The 14,856-nt window shown below is 72.7% G+C and carries 15 protein-coding genes and 1 pseudogene; 3 read left to right on the top strand and 13 right to left on the bottom strand.

Annotated elements, in window-relative coordinates; translation table 11 throughout:
• Positions 1 to 127: 127 nt before the first annotated feature.
• The 4 genes from ACVJO7_RS06465 to ACVJO7_RS06450 form a co-directional block, all read right to left on the bottom strand.
• Positions 128 to 1,090 (bottom strand): helix-turn-helix domain-containing protein, encoded by a 963-nt coding sequence (locus ACVJO7_RS06465; RefSeq protein WP_491672102.1) that lies wholly within the window; start codon positions 1,088 to 1,090, stop codon positions 128 to 130.
• A 124-nt stretch (positions 1,091 to 1,214) separates the two neighbouring features.
• Positions 1,215 to 1,724 (bottom strand): phosphotransferase, encoded by a 510-nt coding sequence (locus ACVJO7_RS06460; RefSeq protein ID WP_491672101.1) that lies wholly within the window; start codon positions 1,722 to 1,724, stop codon positions 1,215 to 1,217.
• Positions 1,725 to 1,770: 46 nt separating this feature from the next.
• Entirely contained in the window at positions 1,771 to 2,271 is a 501-nt protein-coding gene (locus tag ACVJO7_RS06455; RefSeq protein WP_491672100.1) for a GNAT family N-acetyltransferase, read from the bottom strand.
• A gap of 226 nt (positions 2,272 to 2,497) precedes the next feature.
• Entirely contained in the window at positions 2,498 to 3,271 is a 774-nt protein-coding gene (locus tag ACVJO7_RS06450; RefSeq protein ID WP_491672099.1) for an SDR family NAD(P)-dependent oxidoreductase, read from the bottom strand.
• Positions 3,272 to 3,516: 245 nt separating this feature from the next.
• Here ACVJO7_RS06450 and ACVJO7_RS06445 point away from each other — a divergent pair, with 245 nt between their 5' ends.
• The gene (locus ACVJO7_RS06445; protein ID WP_491672098.1) at positions 3,517 to 5,085 is read left to right on the top strand and encodes a lyase family protein; all 1,569 of its coding nucleotides are present in this window, start codon (positions 3,517 to 3,519) and stop codon (positions 5,083 to 5,085) included.
• A 42-nt stretch (positions 5,086 to 5,127) separates the two neighbouring features.
• Positions 5,128 to 5,274, top strand: a pseudogene (locus ACVJO7_RS06440) (IS481 family transposase); the annotation flags it as partial.
• Positions 5,275 to 5,407: 133 nt separating this feature from the next.
• Here ACVJO7_RS06440 and ACVJO7_RS06435 read toward each other — a convergent pair.
• The 6 genes from ACVJO7_RS06435 to ACVJO7_RS06410 form a co-directional block, all read right to left on the bottom strand.
• A complete protein-coding gene (locus tag ACVJO7_RS06435) occupies positions 5,408 to 6,388 on the bottom strand; it encodes a methyltransferase domain-containing protein (RefSeq protein ID WP_491672097.1) in 981 nt (326 codons plus the stop codon).
• 191 nt (positions 6,389 to 6,579) lie between these two features.
• Positions 6,580 to 7,338, bottom strand: coding sequence for an ASCH domain-containing protein (locus ACVJO7_RS06430; protein ID WP_491672096.1), 759 nt, complete (start codon positions 7,336 to 7,338; stop codon positions 6,580 to 6,582).
• A 152-nt stretch (positions 7,339 to 7,490) separates the two neighbouring features.
• Positions 7,491 to 7,889, bottom strand: a complete 399-nt coding sequence (locus tag ACVJO7_RS06425) for a hypothetical protein (RefSeq protein ID WP_491672095.1) — start codon at positions 7,887 to 7,889, stop codon at positions 7,491 to 7,493.
• A complete protein-coding gene (locus ACVJO7_RS06420) occupies positions 7,886 to 8,281 on the bottom strand; it encodes an AAA family ATPase (RefSeq protein WP_491672094.1) in 396 nt (131 codons plus the stop codon). The genes ACVJO7_RS06425 and ACVJO7_RS06420 overlap by 4 nt, the downstream gene beginning before the upstream one ends.
• 12 nt (positions 8,282 to 8,293) lie before the next feature.
• Positions 8,294 to 8,833, bottom strand: coding sequence for a putative immunity protein (locus tag ACVJO7_RS06415; protein WP_491672093.1), 540 nt, complete (start codon positions 8,831 to 8,833; stop codon positions 8,294 to 8,296).
• A 19-nt stretch (positions 8,834 to 8,852) separates the two neighbouring features.
• Positions 8,853 to 10,382, bottom strand: a complete 1,530-nt coding sequence (locus ACVJO7_RS06410; protein ID WP_491672092.1) for an AbgT family transporter — start codon at positions 10,380 to 10,382, stop codon at positions 8,853 to 8,855.
• A gap of 50 nt (positions 10,383 to 10,432) precedes the next feature.
• Here ACVJO7_RS06410 and ACVJO7_RS06405 point away from each other — a divergent pair, with 50 nt between their 5' ends.
• Complete coding sequence (locus ACVJO7_RS06405; RefSeq protein ID WP_491672091.1) at positions 10,433 to 11,125, top strand: GyrI-like domain-containing protein; 693 nt, start codon at positions 10,433 to 10,435, stop codon at positions 11,123 to 11,125.
• On the opposite strand, the gene eutC is transcribed toward ACVJO7_RS06405, so the two are convergent.
• Genes eutC through eat form a run of 3 tightly spaced genes read right to left on the bottom strand, consistent with a single transcriptional unit; the run spans position 11,111 to position 14,600 of the window.
• Entirely contained in the window at positions 11,111 to 11,836 is a 726-nt protein-coding gene (gene eutC, locus ACVJO7_RS06400; protein WP_491672090.1) for an ethanolamine ammonia-lyase subunit EutC, read from the bottom strand. The two genes, ACVJO7_RS06405 and eutC, sit on opposite strands and share 15 nt — an antisense overlap.
• Positions 11,833 to 13,209: an ethanolamine ammonia-lyase subunit EutB gene (locus ACVJO7_RS06395; RefSeq protein WP_491672089.1), complete on the bottom strand. Its 1,377-nt coding sequence runs from the start codon at positions 13,207 to 13,209 to the stop codon at positions 11,833 to 11,835. Before ACVJO7_RS06395 ends, eutC begins: the two co-directional genes overlap by 4 nt.
• The gene (eat, locus tag ACVJO7_RS06390; RefSeq protein WP_491672088.1) at positions 13,206 to 14,600 is read right to left on the bottom strand and encodes an ethanolamine permease; all 1,395 of its coding nucleotides are present in this window, start codon (positions 14,598 to 14,600) and stop codon (positions 13,206 to 13,208) included. The genes ACVJO7_RS06395 and eat overlap by 4 nt, the downstream gene beginning before the upstream one ends.
• Between the last annotated feature and the right edge of the window lie 256 nt (positions 14,601 to 14,856).

The raw sequence follows: 14,856 nt of genomic DNA, 5'->3' as shown, positions 1-14,856 counted from the left end.
GCGAAACGAAGGGTCTGCGCACGAAACGCAGGAGAGCCGCTGTTCCGGGGTACGTGCCGTGGCCCGTTCGGCGGAGGTGATCAGCCCGGTGGCGGGTATCGGGGGCGTCGTCGCCGATGGCCGCCCGTCACCGGCGCAGGGTCTCCCCGGGGGTGCGGCCGTAGACCTGCCGGTACTGCACGGCGAAGCGCCCGGGATGGGTGAACCCCCAGCGGGCCGCGATCGCCGCGACCGTGTCACCGCGGGTCGGGTCGGCGGCCTGCAGATCGACGTGTGCACGGTCCAGCCGCACCAGCCGCAGGTGCTCCATCGGGGTGCTGTCCCGGTGGCGGCGGAACAGCAGCTGCAGGCCCCGCACACTGACCCGGGCCGCAGCGGCGATCTCCTCGACGCCGATGTCCTCGCCGGCGTGCTCGTCGACATGGGCCAGCGCGCGTCGCAGCGCGGCCGGTTCCACCCGGCCCGGGGACCCGCTCCGGTCCCACCGGGTCAGCCCGGTGTTCGGGAACGTCACCAGCGCGGCCGTCGCCACCGACCGGAGCGCCTCGGCCAGGACCAGCGGCGAACCGGCGATCTCGGCGTGTGACAGCACGTCCTGCCGGACGTGCGTCGTCACGGCGTGCCAGTAGCGGGCCGCCGAGCTCGAGACCGGCGTCATCGAGGTGAACGACAGCTCGTCCGGCCCGATCTCGAACACCGCGGCGGCGGCACGGGCGAGGACCACCGGATCCACCGCGACGGTCTCGATCGTCAGGTCCTCCATCACGCAGGACCAGTCGGCGTCCTGCAGGGTGGTCAGGACCGGCTGCCCGATCTCCGGACGCACCACGTCGCGGCCGGACACGAAGTCGATCGGCCCGCTCCGGCGGGTGGCCACCATGAACAGGTCCGGGTTCGCCTCGACAGTGGACCGGACCCCCATGCTGTAGCGGAGCTCGGCGAACGCGACGCCCGGAGCCACCATGCCGGTCTGCCGGAAAGCGAAGTCCTCGGCGTTCCCGAACACGTCGACGGTGAAGTCGGCATAGGTCTCCCGCAGCGCCTCGTGCGCCAGATCCGGGTCCGTGGTCCTGAGCTCGACCCGTGACACCGGAGGTGCCGGCTCCGTCATCGCCTGCCTCCCGCCCCCGACGACAGCGATCCCGACGAAATTCGTGAGCGTAGCCAGCCGGGCGGGTGCTGTCCTGTCCCGCCGCCGGCCCCCGCGGTCCGGGCTAGCCGCGTGGGCGACCGCGGTGCTCGTCGATCACCGCCGAGAGCCGTCCGGCGTCGGTGAGCAGGTTCCCGGCCGCGACGTCCCCGTGGAACCAGACCGGCTCCCCGGCCCACCGCGATCCGCGGGCGGCCTCCCACACGGCGACCGCGTCGGCCGGGATCCGGTCGCCGAGCAGATCGATCGAGTGGCGGGTCTGCTCGTCGTAGACGGCGAGGTCGGATCCGCGGTGGAAGCTCTGCGGCCCGGCGGCCGGCCCGTCGGCGGCGTCGATGCGCTGCAACGCCACGAGGAACCGGGCGAGATCCCCGGCGAACCGAGGATCGGTGCCCACCGCAGCCGCGTACGCCTCGGCGCTGGGGAGGCGGACGCTCAGCTCGGTGCCCAGCCGGAACGTGCGGTTGTCCCAGCCGCTCTCGGCCACCTCGGTCACCGGCAGCTGCGCCCACCGCGGGAACTGCTCCGCGACCAGGCGGGCGGCCAGGGAGGCGTCGATGTCGGCACGCTGCATCCGGCCCACCCTGCCCGTTCCGGGCGTGGCCGACGACCGTGTTCCGCTACCGGTCCGGGATCAGCTCGCGCTCGAACCAGGTGCCCGGCTCGCCGTCGAGGACGGACGGGTCGGCCGGGCCCACCGGGACGAACCCGGCCTTGACCAGCACCCTCCGGGACGCGATGTTCGCGCTGGAGGTGGCCGCCCTCAGCAGCCGCAGCCGGTGGTGGTTCGCCGCGAGCCGGCACAGCTCCCGCGTGGCCGACGTCGCCACACCGCGGCCGGCCACGTTCCGCGCGACCCGGTAGCCCAGGTCCGCTGCGCCGTTCCGGAGGTCGTACAGGTTGAACCTGCCGACGACCGAGCCGTCATCGGCGACGAGCAGGTAGAAGGCGCAGATCCCGGCGTCCTGCTCCGCGAGCAAGGCGGCGTACCGGGTGCTGAACCGGGCGAAGTAGTCGTCACCGCGGTCGGGGACCGTGGCGGCGAAGTAGCCGCGGTTCGCGAGCTCGAACGCCAGGACCGCCTCGGCGTCACCGGTGTGCAGCAGCCTCAGCTCCGGCATGTCCGCCGCTGACTGTCGAGGCTGGAGGAGGCCGGCATCCGACGATGCTAACGCCGCCCCCCGGGGGGCGTGACCCCCGCCGACGCGGTGCAGCCGTGACCCGGCCCGCCGCATCGAGCGCGACATCGGCACGGCCTCCTCGGCGATCGGTCCTGATCCCGCCGGTCCGACGTGCTCACGTCAGGGCGGACCGGGCCACCGCGCCGGACTCATCGGCGCCGGGCCGTCACCGCGACTCGGGATCCTGGCCGCGCGCGGCCCGGCCGCCGTCCACCGGCAGCACCACCCCGGTGACGAAACCGGCCGCGTCGGACAGCAGGTACGCGATCGTGGCCGCCACCTCCTCCGGCCGCCCGACCCGGCCCAGCGGGTGGATCTCGGCCATCTCCCGCCTGGTCCTGGCCGCGGCCTCGGCGCCCTGGTCGTCGAGGAACGCCTGGTAGCGATCGGTGGTGACCGAGCCCAGCGCGACCGCGTTGACCCGGATGCCGTCCGGGCCGTGGTCCACCGCGGCGGCCCGGGTCAGGCCCTCGACCGCCGCCTTGGCGGTCGCGTACGGGAGCGCGCCGCGGACGGCGCGTCCGGCCTGGTGGCTGGACACGTTCACGATCGAGCCGGGCGTGCCCTGGGCGCGGAAGCGACGCACCGCGACGGCCGTGCCGACGACGGCCGGGGCGAGGTTCGCGGTGATCAGCGCGACGATCTCGGCCGCGGGTGCGCTGTGCAGCGCGGCGTCGCGGAAGACGGCGGCGTTGTTCACCCAGCCCGCCAGCGGCCCCATGTCCTGGGCGAGATCGGCGGCGCGCCCGGCGACGGCCGGATCGTCGGCGGCCCCGGTGACGGCGGCGATCCGGGATCCGGCGGGATGGCTGCCGACCCACCCGAGCGCAGCCGGGTCGCGTTCCAGCACGACGACGGCGTCACCGCCGGCGAGCAGCTTCTCGGCGACGGCGCGCCCGATCCCGCGCCCGGCACCGGTGACGACGTGCGAACAGGCCATGCACGCCCCAATCCCAAGCGAGTCCCAAGAATTCCGCCGTCCGATGGAGCGAACCACCGGCCACCGGGATTCTCCCAGAGCGGGTCGTGACTCGGGGGGAACGAATCATGGGCACTGGACCGACGGGACCGGCGTATCGCGTTCCGCGGAACGCGTGCCGGACCTCCCCCTCCGCCGATCGCGCCCGGCGCCGGTAATCGGCCCCGTCTCCGCCGACACGACGAGAGGGATCTTCAGTGACGAGGATGTCCACCAGTTCCGCATGGGTCCGAACGCGATCGTTCGTCGTACCCGCGGCAGCGAGCCTGATTCTGTTCTCCACCGCTGCCGCCTCCGCGCCGGACCACGATCACCGCCCCGTCGGGCTGGTCGCCCAGCAGGAACAGGACGAGCCGGTCCGGGACGAGTTCTTCTGGCTCGCCGAGATCAACAAGGCGACCACGGTCGTCAACAGCGAGGAGGGGCTGCTGGACCCGGCGATGGTGCCGGGCATCGCCGCCGCCCTGCAGAAGGTGATCGACGACGGCGCCGCGCCGGGTGCCGAGCGCCCGTCGTCCGTCGTCGCCTTCGAGCCGCTGCTCATCGAGGCCGGGTCCACCGACGTGACGCTGCTGCACGCCGGCCGGTCCAGTCAGGACATGCACGCGACCTACCGCGCGGCGATCCTGCGGGAGAAGCTGCTCGAGCTCGCCGAGCAGCTGAACACGACGTCCCGGACGCTGGTGGAGCTCGCCGCGAACCACACCGCGACGATCGTGCCGAACTACACCAACGGTGTCGCCGCCCAGCCGAACAGCTACGCGCACCAGCTACTCGGTCACGCCGCCGGTTTCGACCGGGACGCCCAGCGGATCCGCGAGGCCTACGCCCGCGTCGACCGCTCCGCGATGGGGACGACGGTCCTCAACGGCACCGGCTGGCCGCTGGACCGGCAGCGGATGGCCGACTATCTCGGGTTCGGCGCGCTCGTCGACAACGCCTACGACGCCTCGCAGATCTCGTCGATGGAACACCCGGTGGAGGTCGGCTCGATCGTCACCGCGGTGGCGCTGCACAGCGGGAACTTCGTCGAGGACGTCCTCACCCAGTACGCGCAGACCCGGCCGTGGATCCTGCTCGAGGAGGGCGAGGGGAACACGTTCGTCTCCTCGGCGATGCCGCAGAAGCGCAATCCCGGCCTGCTGAACGACACCCGCAGCGACGCCTCGCAGGCCGTCGCGCTCGCCCAGGGGCCGGTCTTCCAGACCCACAACATCACGCCCGGCATGCCCGACCCGAAGGAGGTAGACAACAACACCGAGGTGGTCGACGCCGGCATCGCGGCACTCGCCGGTCTCGACGAGGTCCTGAAGGCACTCGTCGTCAACCCCGAGCGGGCCGTCGAAGAGATCAACAGCGACTGGACGGCGTCCCAGGAGATCGCCGACATCCTCATGCGCGACCACGGGCTGCCGTTCCGCGAGGGGCACCACGTCGCGTCGGAGATCGTCACCTTCGCGCGGTCCAAGAACATCGGCCCGCTGGAGTTCCCCTACGTCGACGCCCAGCGCATCTACGCCGAGGCGGTCGCCGGGACGGACAACCCGCCGGAGCTCCCGCTGACCGAGGCCGAGTTCCGGGCGGCGCTCGATCCGGTCGCGATCGTGAACAACCGGACGACGTCCGGCGGGTCGCAGCCTGCCGAGGTGGAGCGGATGATCGGCGAGGCGCGGGAGCGGCTGACCGCGCAGGACGAGTGGATCACCCAGCGCCGCGAGCACGTCGCCGCCGCGCTCGCCGAGCTCGACGAGGACTTCGCCGAGCTCCGTGGCTGACGGGGCGACTCGCCGTTGTCGTCCAGACTGGTCACGACTGGGCTGGCGCCACGCGCTGATGCCTCCTTGACCCCGCGTGCGCGTCGACGGCTCGACCGGCTAGTCGTCGATCACGGCCCGACCTACGCCGCGGCCGCCACGATGGTCATCGTCTCCCCGCACACCGCCAAGAAGTGGGCCGACCGCTATGGGGATCGGTTCCCGACCTCGCACTGGTCCGGACGGCACGAACTGACCGGCGGCGCATCCGGCCTGCGACACCGACAACCGAGGGCCCGGGGCGGACTCCCGCACGGAGGTCTCATAGGCCGGATGCGTCACCTCACCGGAGCGATCCCACTTCCGGGCTGTGGCGTCGCTTCGTTCGTGGCTGGAAGGCGTCGGGCAGGGCCGTCGAGGGGGTGTCGATCCAGTACTCGTGCTGCCCCTCGGCCGAGACCGTGACCCCGTACCGGTCGGTGTCGGGTGAGCCGAGCTGCTGCCAGATGCCGGCCAGTGTCTCGACGCGGTCCCACAACCGGCGGGGCCCGCCCTGGGTGACGGTGGCATCCGAGGCGTCCAGCGTCGCCCACGAGCCGTCACCAGCGTGCAGGGACCGGGCCCCGGCGGCCGGGATCTCCACGTCGGGCATGTCGATCCCCAGCAGGGTCCGCAGGCCGGGCCGACCCAGATCGTCCGCACCGAAAGTAACCCTGCGGACGGTGCTCTGCCCGCCGCGGGCCGGTGTCCGTTGCCGTGTGTCCGGTTCGAGCGCGGAATGCCGGGGATCGGGGCGCATCCACATGAAGTGGCCCGGGTGACCGACGAACCTCCCCGACACGTGCTCGGGGTCGGCCAGCCGGTCCCGGGCCGCTGCAGCGCCCCCCGGATGCGGCTCGACGGTCGTCACCTGCTGCGCGCCGACCCGCTGCGAGAGCAGGGCGGCGTTGTAGCCGGTGCCGGTACCGGTCTCCAGCACACGATGCCCGTCGCCGAGGTCGAGCAGTTCCAGCATCCGTGCCATGAGTGACGGCATCGTCGACGACGAGATCGGGATCGGGTAGCCGTCGAGGACGTCCGGCGTCGACAGCAACTCGGTGGCCAGGCTGCGATCCGAGTAGATCGCTTCCGCCCACCGCTCAGGAGCGGTCTGCTCGGAGACGATCTCCCACCCGCTCTGATCCGGGCTCTGCTCGTAGAACCGTGGGACGAACGCGTGCCGCGGGACGGCCTGCAGGACGTCGGCCCAGTGTCGATCGGTCAGCGTCCCGCCGTCGGTCAGGACCTCGACCAGCCGGGCCGCTCGCTGTTCCCGGTCGATCATCCGATGGGACTTCTCTCCGGTCCATGGGCCAACTCCTGCGCCAGGGCGTCGGCGATCGGGAGCCCGGTCTCGTGCTCGATCCATCCGTACCGGCCACACGTGTTGGCCTCGGGTTTTCCGATCGTCGCCGCGTCCGCAATGCCTCTGATCTGCGGTTTCACGTCGCGTGCATGCGCGTGGCGTAAGAGATGTCAGACGGTTCCGAAGCTGGGCCGAGAGGCAGGCGGGTCGACGAGTTCGATGCCGATCGCGACGACACCGAGAGCTTCGCGCTCGGGTGGGTAGATCTGTCGGATGTTCGCGAGCTGCTCTTCGCGGGTGGCGGTGGGGTTGACGCTGGTCGGGGATTCGTGGTCGAACATGGTGTCGAAGTCGGGGTAGCGGTTCAGGCGGGTGACGCGGGTGAGGACTTCGTCGTCGCGGCAGCGGAACCGGATGAGGCTGCCGACGGTGAGCTTGGCGCGGCTGGAGTCGTTGACGCGGATCTCGGTGGTCTTGGTGCCGGCGGCGATGAGGTCGTAGTAGCGCTTGTAGATGCCCATGTCGTGGGCGCGGGGGCGGTCGGCGAGGTCTGCGGGGCGGGCGGTCATGAGGCGGCCGAGTTCCTTGACGGTGAAGGAGCGGAAGAAGTGCTTGGGGTCGGCGAGCAGTTCTCCGACGAGCCAGAGCAGCGCGTCGACGCCTTCCATCATCACGTGCAGCGTGGTGGTGTCGCGGCCCAGCGCGCGTCCTTTGACCAGGTTCCGATAGAGCGTGGCCAGGTCGAGGTAGGGGTCCGGGGCGGCGGGATCGACGTGGACGGCGTAGCGACCGTGGTCGAGGCAGACCGCGGTGAAGGTGGCGCCGTCCTCGTCGAGGGAGACCAGCCGGGTGCGGTCACCGCGTTTCTCGGCCCAGCCGCAGTCGGGGCAGGGCAGTCGGATGTGGACGACGCCGTGGGAGGGCGCCATCCACCAGCGGATCTCCTCGAGCCGTTCCAGGCTGCGCAGGAACTCCGCGCGGAACCCGGGGCCGGCCTGTTGCGTGGTGTAGGTCTCGACGAGGTAGTCGGTGCCGGTGGCTTCGGACAGCGAGTCGAAGAACGCCCGGTAGTAGCGCTGGATCAGCGCGGTGATCCCGTCGGCGCCCAGCGCGTGGTAGTAGGTCTGCTGGTAGGCGGTGTGGGTCTCGGGTCGAGCACGACCTCGTGCGGGGCGTTGTCCAGGGCGCCGAACCGGACGCGGGTGTCGATGGAGAACTCGCGGCGGGCGATCTTGGCCAGCAGGAACGCTGCGGTCTGGACCAGGTTGGTGCCCAGGTGCGGGGCGCCGTTGATCTGGGTGCCGACGACGAACTCGATCCGCTCGGGGCGAGCAGCGTGGATCCGCGGGCGCAGCACGTCGATCGAGCGCAGCAGCGCGTTGGCCAGCACGCTGTTCGGTGAGGTCAGCAAGGCCGGCGCGGCCCCCGAGGACGTGGCGGCCGTGGACGCGTCGCTGCTGACCCGTGTGGTGGCGGTCATCGTCGCTCCCGGCTGGGTTTGGGCAGGCGGAGGTTGGCGCAGATGAAGTCGAGCCGGCCGGCGGCCGCGTCGGGGGCGACGAATACCGGTTCGTAGCCGGCGTCGTAGTAGCCCTGCACGATCAGCTCGTGGACTCGGCGGATCTCGCGGTCCTTGGCCCAGACGATGTCGTCGGGATCTTCGAAGGTGTCCAGCGGGTCGAGCACGAAGATCGCGTCGTAGCGGAACAGCCGCGACGCCTCCTCCAGCTGCGGGGTCGGGCCGAGGCCGAAGAAGCTGTCCCAGCCGTAGCCGTCGGGGATGCCGCGGTTGTAGAACCTGATCCCGGTCTTGTGTGCGGTGAATTCGGAGATGAACGCCTGCAGGACCTCCAGCGAGCCGGCGGGAGGCACGCGCCGCGGGTCTCAGCCGGCTCGCAATCCGTCGTCCAGCACCGTCATCAGCCGCGCGACCCGGCTCCGCCCGGCCGGGGCGGGCGGGTAGCGCCGCAGCACGTCGACGAGCGCCGCGGGCGCCCGCCGCCGGGCCCGCTCGACCTGCCGGTCACCCACCGCCGGATCGTCGCCCGCGGCGAGCTCCACCGCCCGGGCGGCGTGCGCGGCCGCCCGCAGGATGTGCCCGACCTGGGTCGCCCGGGCGATCGGGTGCAGGTAGGCGGCGGCGGTCGCGTCCCCCGCGGCGTGCGCGGCGTGCCGGGCGGGCCCGGGGCCGGCGTCCTTCGCGGCGCGGTGCGCGTCCAGCGCGGTGACCCGCTGCAGCCGGGACCGCTCGGCGCCGCCGACGAAGACCCGGGCCGCCTCGACGGCGGCGCGCGGGCGCGGATCGCCGGGCTCGGCGTCCTCGAACAGCGGGAGCACCTCCTCGGCGCTCCCCAGGGCGTAGCGGGCGACCACCCGCAGCTCGTCCATGGACAGCGCGACGTCACCCGGCCCGATCCGTGCCACCGGCCGAGTATCCGCCGGTTCACCGCACCGGGGCGCCGGGACCCAGCGGGATCCCCAGGCCCCACCACACGAAGAACAGCGCGGTCCACGCCGTCGTCATGGCGAAGGCCAGCGGCAGCGTGAACGACACCAGCGTGCCGATCCCGGCGTCGGCCCGGTAGCGCTGCAGGAAACCCAGCGCCAGCAGGAAGTACGGGCTCATCGGGCTGATCGAGGTGGACCCGGAGTCGGCGATCCGGAACACCGCCTGGGCGGTCTCCGGCGGCACGTCGAGCAGCATCAGCATCGGGACGACGACCGGTGCGGTGATCGCCCACATCGCCGCCCCGCTGGTGATCACCACGTTCAGCACCAGCAGGAACGCGAGCACGGTCAGCAGCACCAGCCAGGTCGGCGCGCCGATCCCGCGCAGCAGGTCCGAGGTGCCCACCGAGATCAGCGTGCCGACGTTCGTCCAGCTGAAGTAGGCCAGGAACTGGGAGATCGCGAAGAAGAACACCAGCACCGGGGCCACCGTGACGATGCCCTTCGCCATGATCGCGGGCACGTCGTCGAAGGTCCGGATCGCGCCGGTCCGGACGCCGTACGCGATGCCGCCGATCCCGAACACGAGGGCGATCAGGAACGCCACCCCGGCCAGCAACGGTGACCCGGCGGGCCCGCCGTCCCCGCGCAGCGGCGCCCCGGCCGGCGCGGTCAGCAGCAGCGTGACGGTCAGCAGGGTGAGCACCGCGAGGAACGCCCGGCGCAGGCCGGACCGCTCGGCGGCGGACAGTGCCAGGCCCGGGTCGTCGCCGCCGGTGCCCCGGTCCGGTTCGAGCCCGTCGCGCCGGGTCAGCAACAGCTCGGTGACCAGCGTGATCACCCCGGCGAGCAGCAGCGCCGAGGCGATGTTGAAGTACCAGTTGCCCAGCGGGGTCAGGACGGCGCCGGGATCGACGATCCGCGCCGCCGCGGTGGTGATGCCGGCGAAGACCACGTCGTTGGGCGCCGGGACCGGGTTGGCGTCGTAGCCGGACGCGATGGCGGTGTAGGCGACGACCACGCCCAGGATCGGCGAGCGCCCGACCGCCCGGAACGCGATCCCGCCGAGCGGGACGAGGATGACGTAGGCGGCCGCCGACGCCACCGTCGACACCGTCCCCAGGAAGGCCAGCACGAACACGACCAGCGACGCCGGCACGTTCGCGATCGACGCGCGCAGCGCCGCCGCGAGCAGCCCGGTCCGCTCGGCCAGCGCCACCCCCATGATCACCACCATGATCGTGACCAGCGGCGGGAAGCTGCGGTAGGAGTCGAGCGCCGCGCTCACCGCGAGCGCCAGGCCGTCGCCGCTGAGCAGGTTCCGGACCGGCACCCAGCCGTCGCCGCCCGGATCGACGGCCCCGGCCCCGGCCGCCGCCAGTCCCAGGCTCAGCACCCCGAGCAGCGCCGACAGCACCCAGAACAGCCAGAACGGGTGCGGCAACCGGTTGCCGAGCCGCTCGACCACGTCGAGCGCGCGGACCACGGCGGGCAGCCGCCCACCGGTCCCCGGTGCTGCGGGCATCGGCGCTCCCCCCGGAAATCCGTACTCGCTCCGGCGTGGATCCTGGCACGATGCCGGGCACTGCCGGGCACTGCCGGGCCGCATCGGGGGAGGCGGGTGTCGTGGCCGCGAAGGTCGACCTGAAGCGGGAGCTGCCCTGCTACACCGCCGAGCGCGACACCCCGCGCCTGATCGACGTCCCCGACCTGCGGTACCTGATGATCGACGGGCACGGCGACCCGAACACCGATGTGTACGCCGAGGCGGTCGGCACGCTCTACCCGCTCGCGTACGCGCTGAAGTTCGCCGGCCGGGCGCAGCTGGGGCGCGATCACGTGGTGATGCCGCTGGAGGCGCTCTGGTGGGCCGACGACATGGCGTCGTTCACCTCGGCCCGGGACAAGAGCCGGTGGAGCTGGACCCTGATGATCCTGGTCCCGGACTGGATCGGCGACGACCTGTTCGCGGCGGCGGTCGACAAGGTCCGCGTCCGCTCGGCTCCCGCCCGGCTCGGCGACGTCCGGTTCGCGACGCTGTCCGAGGGCCGCTGCGTGCAGGCCCTGCACATCGGCTCCTACGACGACGAGGCCGGGCTGCTGCGCCGGATGCACGAGGAGTTCATCCCCGGCCACGGCCTGACGATGACCGGCCGGCACCACGAGATCTACCTGAGCGACCCGCGGCGGGTCGCCCCGGAGAAGCTGCGGACCATCCTGCGGCAGCCGGTCGCGCCCGCCGGTCCCGGTCCGTCAGCCGGCCGGTAGCGCCGGGTCCGCCTTCAGCCCGACCCCGGACAGCTTCAGCCGCTTCGCCTCGCTCATCAGCATCGCCAGCGTCGTCGCCGCGGCCGCGTACCCGGTGCCGTGCGGCGGCCGGATGTTCGACAGGCAGTTGCGTTCGGAGTCCCGCCGGCCGCGCCGGGCGTCGTAGGTGAAGTAGACGCCGAGCGAGTCGACCGAGCTCATCCCGGGCCGCTCGCCGATCAGCACCACCGTGCTGCGCGCGCCGACCGCGGCCGCGATCTCGTCGCCCAGCGCCACCCGGGCCTGGGTGGCGACGACCACCGGCGCGACCCGCCAGCCGTCCAGCCGGTTTAGGATCTCGGCGAGCATCCCGGGCGCGTGCTCCTGCACCGCACGCGGCGAGAGCCCGTCGGCGACGACCAGCACGACGTCGTGCTCACCGGCCGGCAGCTCGGTGCCCGCGGCGAGCAGCCGGCCGAGATCGGGCCGGGTCAGGTACTCGGCGCGGTCCCGCGGGGCGCCCGCCGCGCGCAGCGTGTCCACCCCGAGCGCGGCGACGGCGCCGACCAGCGCGTCCACGTCCAGCGGCGAGTGCACCGCGTCCCGGGCGGCGGCGTGCGCGGCCCGCAGCTCCAGCAACCGGGCGGTGGGCAGCGCGTCCCCGGCCCGGCCGAGCGCGACCCGGGCCCGGGTGGAGGCGCGCAGCACGTCCAGCGGATCGGTGCCGGTCACCGGACGCCCGCGGTCAACGTGCGGATGGCCGAGCCGGGCAGCTCCCGCACCCGGCCGTCCGGGGCGAGCATGTCCATCGTGGTCAGCCATTCCTCGAACTCCGGCGCCGGGCGCAGCCCGAGCACCTGGCGGGCGTAGAGCGCGTCGTGGAACGACAGCGACTGGTAGTGCAGCATCACGTCGTCGCCGCCGGGCACGCAGATCACGAACGAGCAGCCGGCGGCGCCGAGCAGGGTGAGCAGCGCGTCGGTGTCGTCGGCGTCGGCCTCGGCGTGGTTGGTGTAGCAGACGTCGACGCCCATCGGGACGCCCAGCAGCTTCCCGCAGACGTGGTCCTCCAGCCCGGCCCGGGTGATCTGCTTGCCGTCCCGCAGGTACTCCGGCCCGATGAACCCGACGACGGTGTTCACCAGCAGCGGATCGAACGCCCGCGCGACCGCGTAGGCGCGGGTCTCCAGGGTCTGCTGGTCGACGCCGTGATGGGCGTCCGCGGACAGCGCGCTGCCCTGGCCGGTCTCGAAGTACATGCAGTTCGTGCCGACGGCGCCGCGGTTCAGCGACAGCGCCGCCTGGTGCGCCTCCGTCAGCAGGTCCAGGGTGACGCCGAACCCCTCGTTGGCGGCCTGCGTCCCGGCGATCGACTGGAACACCAGGTCCACCGGGGCGCCGCGCTCCATGATCTCGATCGACGTCGTGACGTGCGCGAGCACGCAGGACTGGGTCGGGATCGCGTAGCGGCTGCGGACGTCGTCGATCAGGTGCAGCAGCTCGGTGGTGCGCTGCGGCGAGTCGGTGGCCGGGTTGATCCCGATCACCGCGTCGCCGCAGCCGAGCAGCAGGCCGTCGACGATGGAGGCGGTCACCCCGGCCGGGTCGTCGGTGGGGTGGTTGGGCTGCAGCCGGGTCGCCATCGTCCCCGGGCGGCCGACGGTGGACCGGAACGCGGTCACCACCGGGGTGCGGCGGCCGACCGCGATCAGGTCCTGCAGCCGCATCAGCTTCGCGGTGGCCGCGACCATCTCCGGGGTCAGGCCCGGCGCCAGCGGCGTGATGTCGGTCGACGGCGCGAGCAGGTGCTCCCGGAACCCGCCGACGGTCATCGACGAGACCGGCGCGAACGCCTCCGCCGAGTGGGTGTCGACGATCAGCCGGGTGACGTCGTCGTCCTCGTAGGGGACGACGTGCTCGGTCAGGAAGGTCGACAGCGGCAGGTCGGCGAGGACGCCCTGGGCGGCGACCCGCTCCTGCTCCGACGACGCCGCGACGCCGGCGAGCACGTCCCCGGACCGTTCCGGTGTCGCCGCGGCGAGCAGGGCCGCCAGGTCCCCGAACTCGTAGGTGTGTCCGCCGAGCGTGGCCCTGCGCCGCGTCATGTCAGTTCTTCCTCCGCCTTCGCCAGCGCCGCGAACTCCTCGTCCGGTGCGGCCGCCACCAGGTGGTGCCGCGAGTAGAGGCCGAAGTACAGCATGAACAGGGCGAAGGCGCCCAGGGTCGCGCCGGCCGCGACCGGATCGACCAGGAACGTCGCGATCACCGCCAGCACCGCGATGACCAGCGCGAACCCGGTGGTGACGGTGCCGCCCGGGGTCCGGTACGGCCGCGGCATGCCCGGCTCGCGGCGGCGCAGCACGATGTGGCTGACCATCATCAGCACGTACGACAGCGCGGCCCCGAACACCGCCATGTTCAGCAGCACCTCGCCCTGCCCGGTCAGCGACAGGCAGAACCCGACCGCGCCGGGCACCACCAGCGCGAGCACCGGGGCCCGCCGCGAGTTGGTCACCGACAGGACCCGCGGCAGGTACCCGGCGCGGGACAGCGCGAAGGTCTGCCGGGAGTAGGCGTAGATGATCGAGAAGAAGCTGGCGACCAGCCCGGCGAGGCCGACGTAGTTGACGACGACGCCCGCCGTGGAGCCGCCGAGCGCCTCGACCAGCGGGTTGCCCGACGCCGACAGCGCCTCGGCGCCGATCGCGCCGGTCGCCAGGACCAGCACCGCGGCACCGGTCACCAGCAGCACCAGCATCGCCGCGACGATCCCGCGCGGCACGTTCCGGGCCGGGTCGCGGGCCTCCTCGGCGGCCAGCGGGACGCCCTCCACGGCCAGGAAGAACCAGATCGCGAACGGCACCGCGGCCCAGATGCCCAGCCAGCCGTGCGGCAGGAACGGCGAGGCGCCCGCGGCGTCGGTGGGGGCGATGTCCACCAGGTTCGCCGGGTCGAACAGCGGGATCGCGGCGACCGCGAACACCACCAGCCCGGCGAGCGCGATCGCGGTGATCACGAACATCGCCTTGAGCGCCTCGCCGACGCCCGCGATGTGGATGCCCACGAAGATCAGGTACGCGGCCAGGTAGACCCACCAGCCGTCGGTGATGCCGAACAGGCCCAGCGACTCGACGTAGGCGCCGATGAAGGTGGCGATCGCGGCCGGCGCGATGGCGTACTCGATGAGGATCGCCGTCCCGGTGGCGAAGCCGCCCCACGGGCCCAGCGCGCGGCGGGCGAACGTGTAGCCGCCGCCGGCCGCGGGCAGCGCCGACGACAGCTCCGCCATGCCCAGCACCATCGCCAGGTACATGGCGGCGATCACGATCCCGGCGATCAGCAGGCCGCCGAACCCGCCCTCGGCCAGGCCGAAGTTCCAGCCCGAGTAGTCGCCGGAGATGACGTAGCTGACGCCCAGCCCGGCCAGCAGGACCCAGCCGGCGGCACCGGTGCGCAGACGCCGTCGTTCCAGGTAGTTCTCGGTCGACCCGGTCATGGACACGTCTCCGCTCCTCGAGGTGAGCGGATCGTAGGTGTGACCCCCGGTCGTGCGGGATACGCCGATGTGACGATCTGTTGCGTCCCGCAGCGGCGCCGGCAGGGCCCGGTGTCGACGCGACGGGGTGACCCGGCGACCCGGTCGTGCCGGGCCCCGATCACGGTGCGTGTTCCGGGAAAAGGGTACGCGTCCGTTCGGGTCCCGGCCGGTGACGGTCCGTCGCGGAATGCCGCCGGAAGCGACGGAACCGCGA

This window comes from Pseudonocardia sp. DxW (assembly GCF_058448985.1).
The sequence above is the reverse complement of the archived record's forward strand: the minus strand, read 5'-3'. Positions and strand labels throughout refer to the sequence as shown.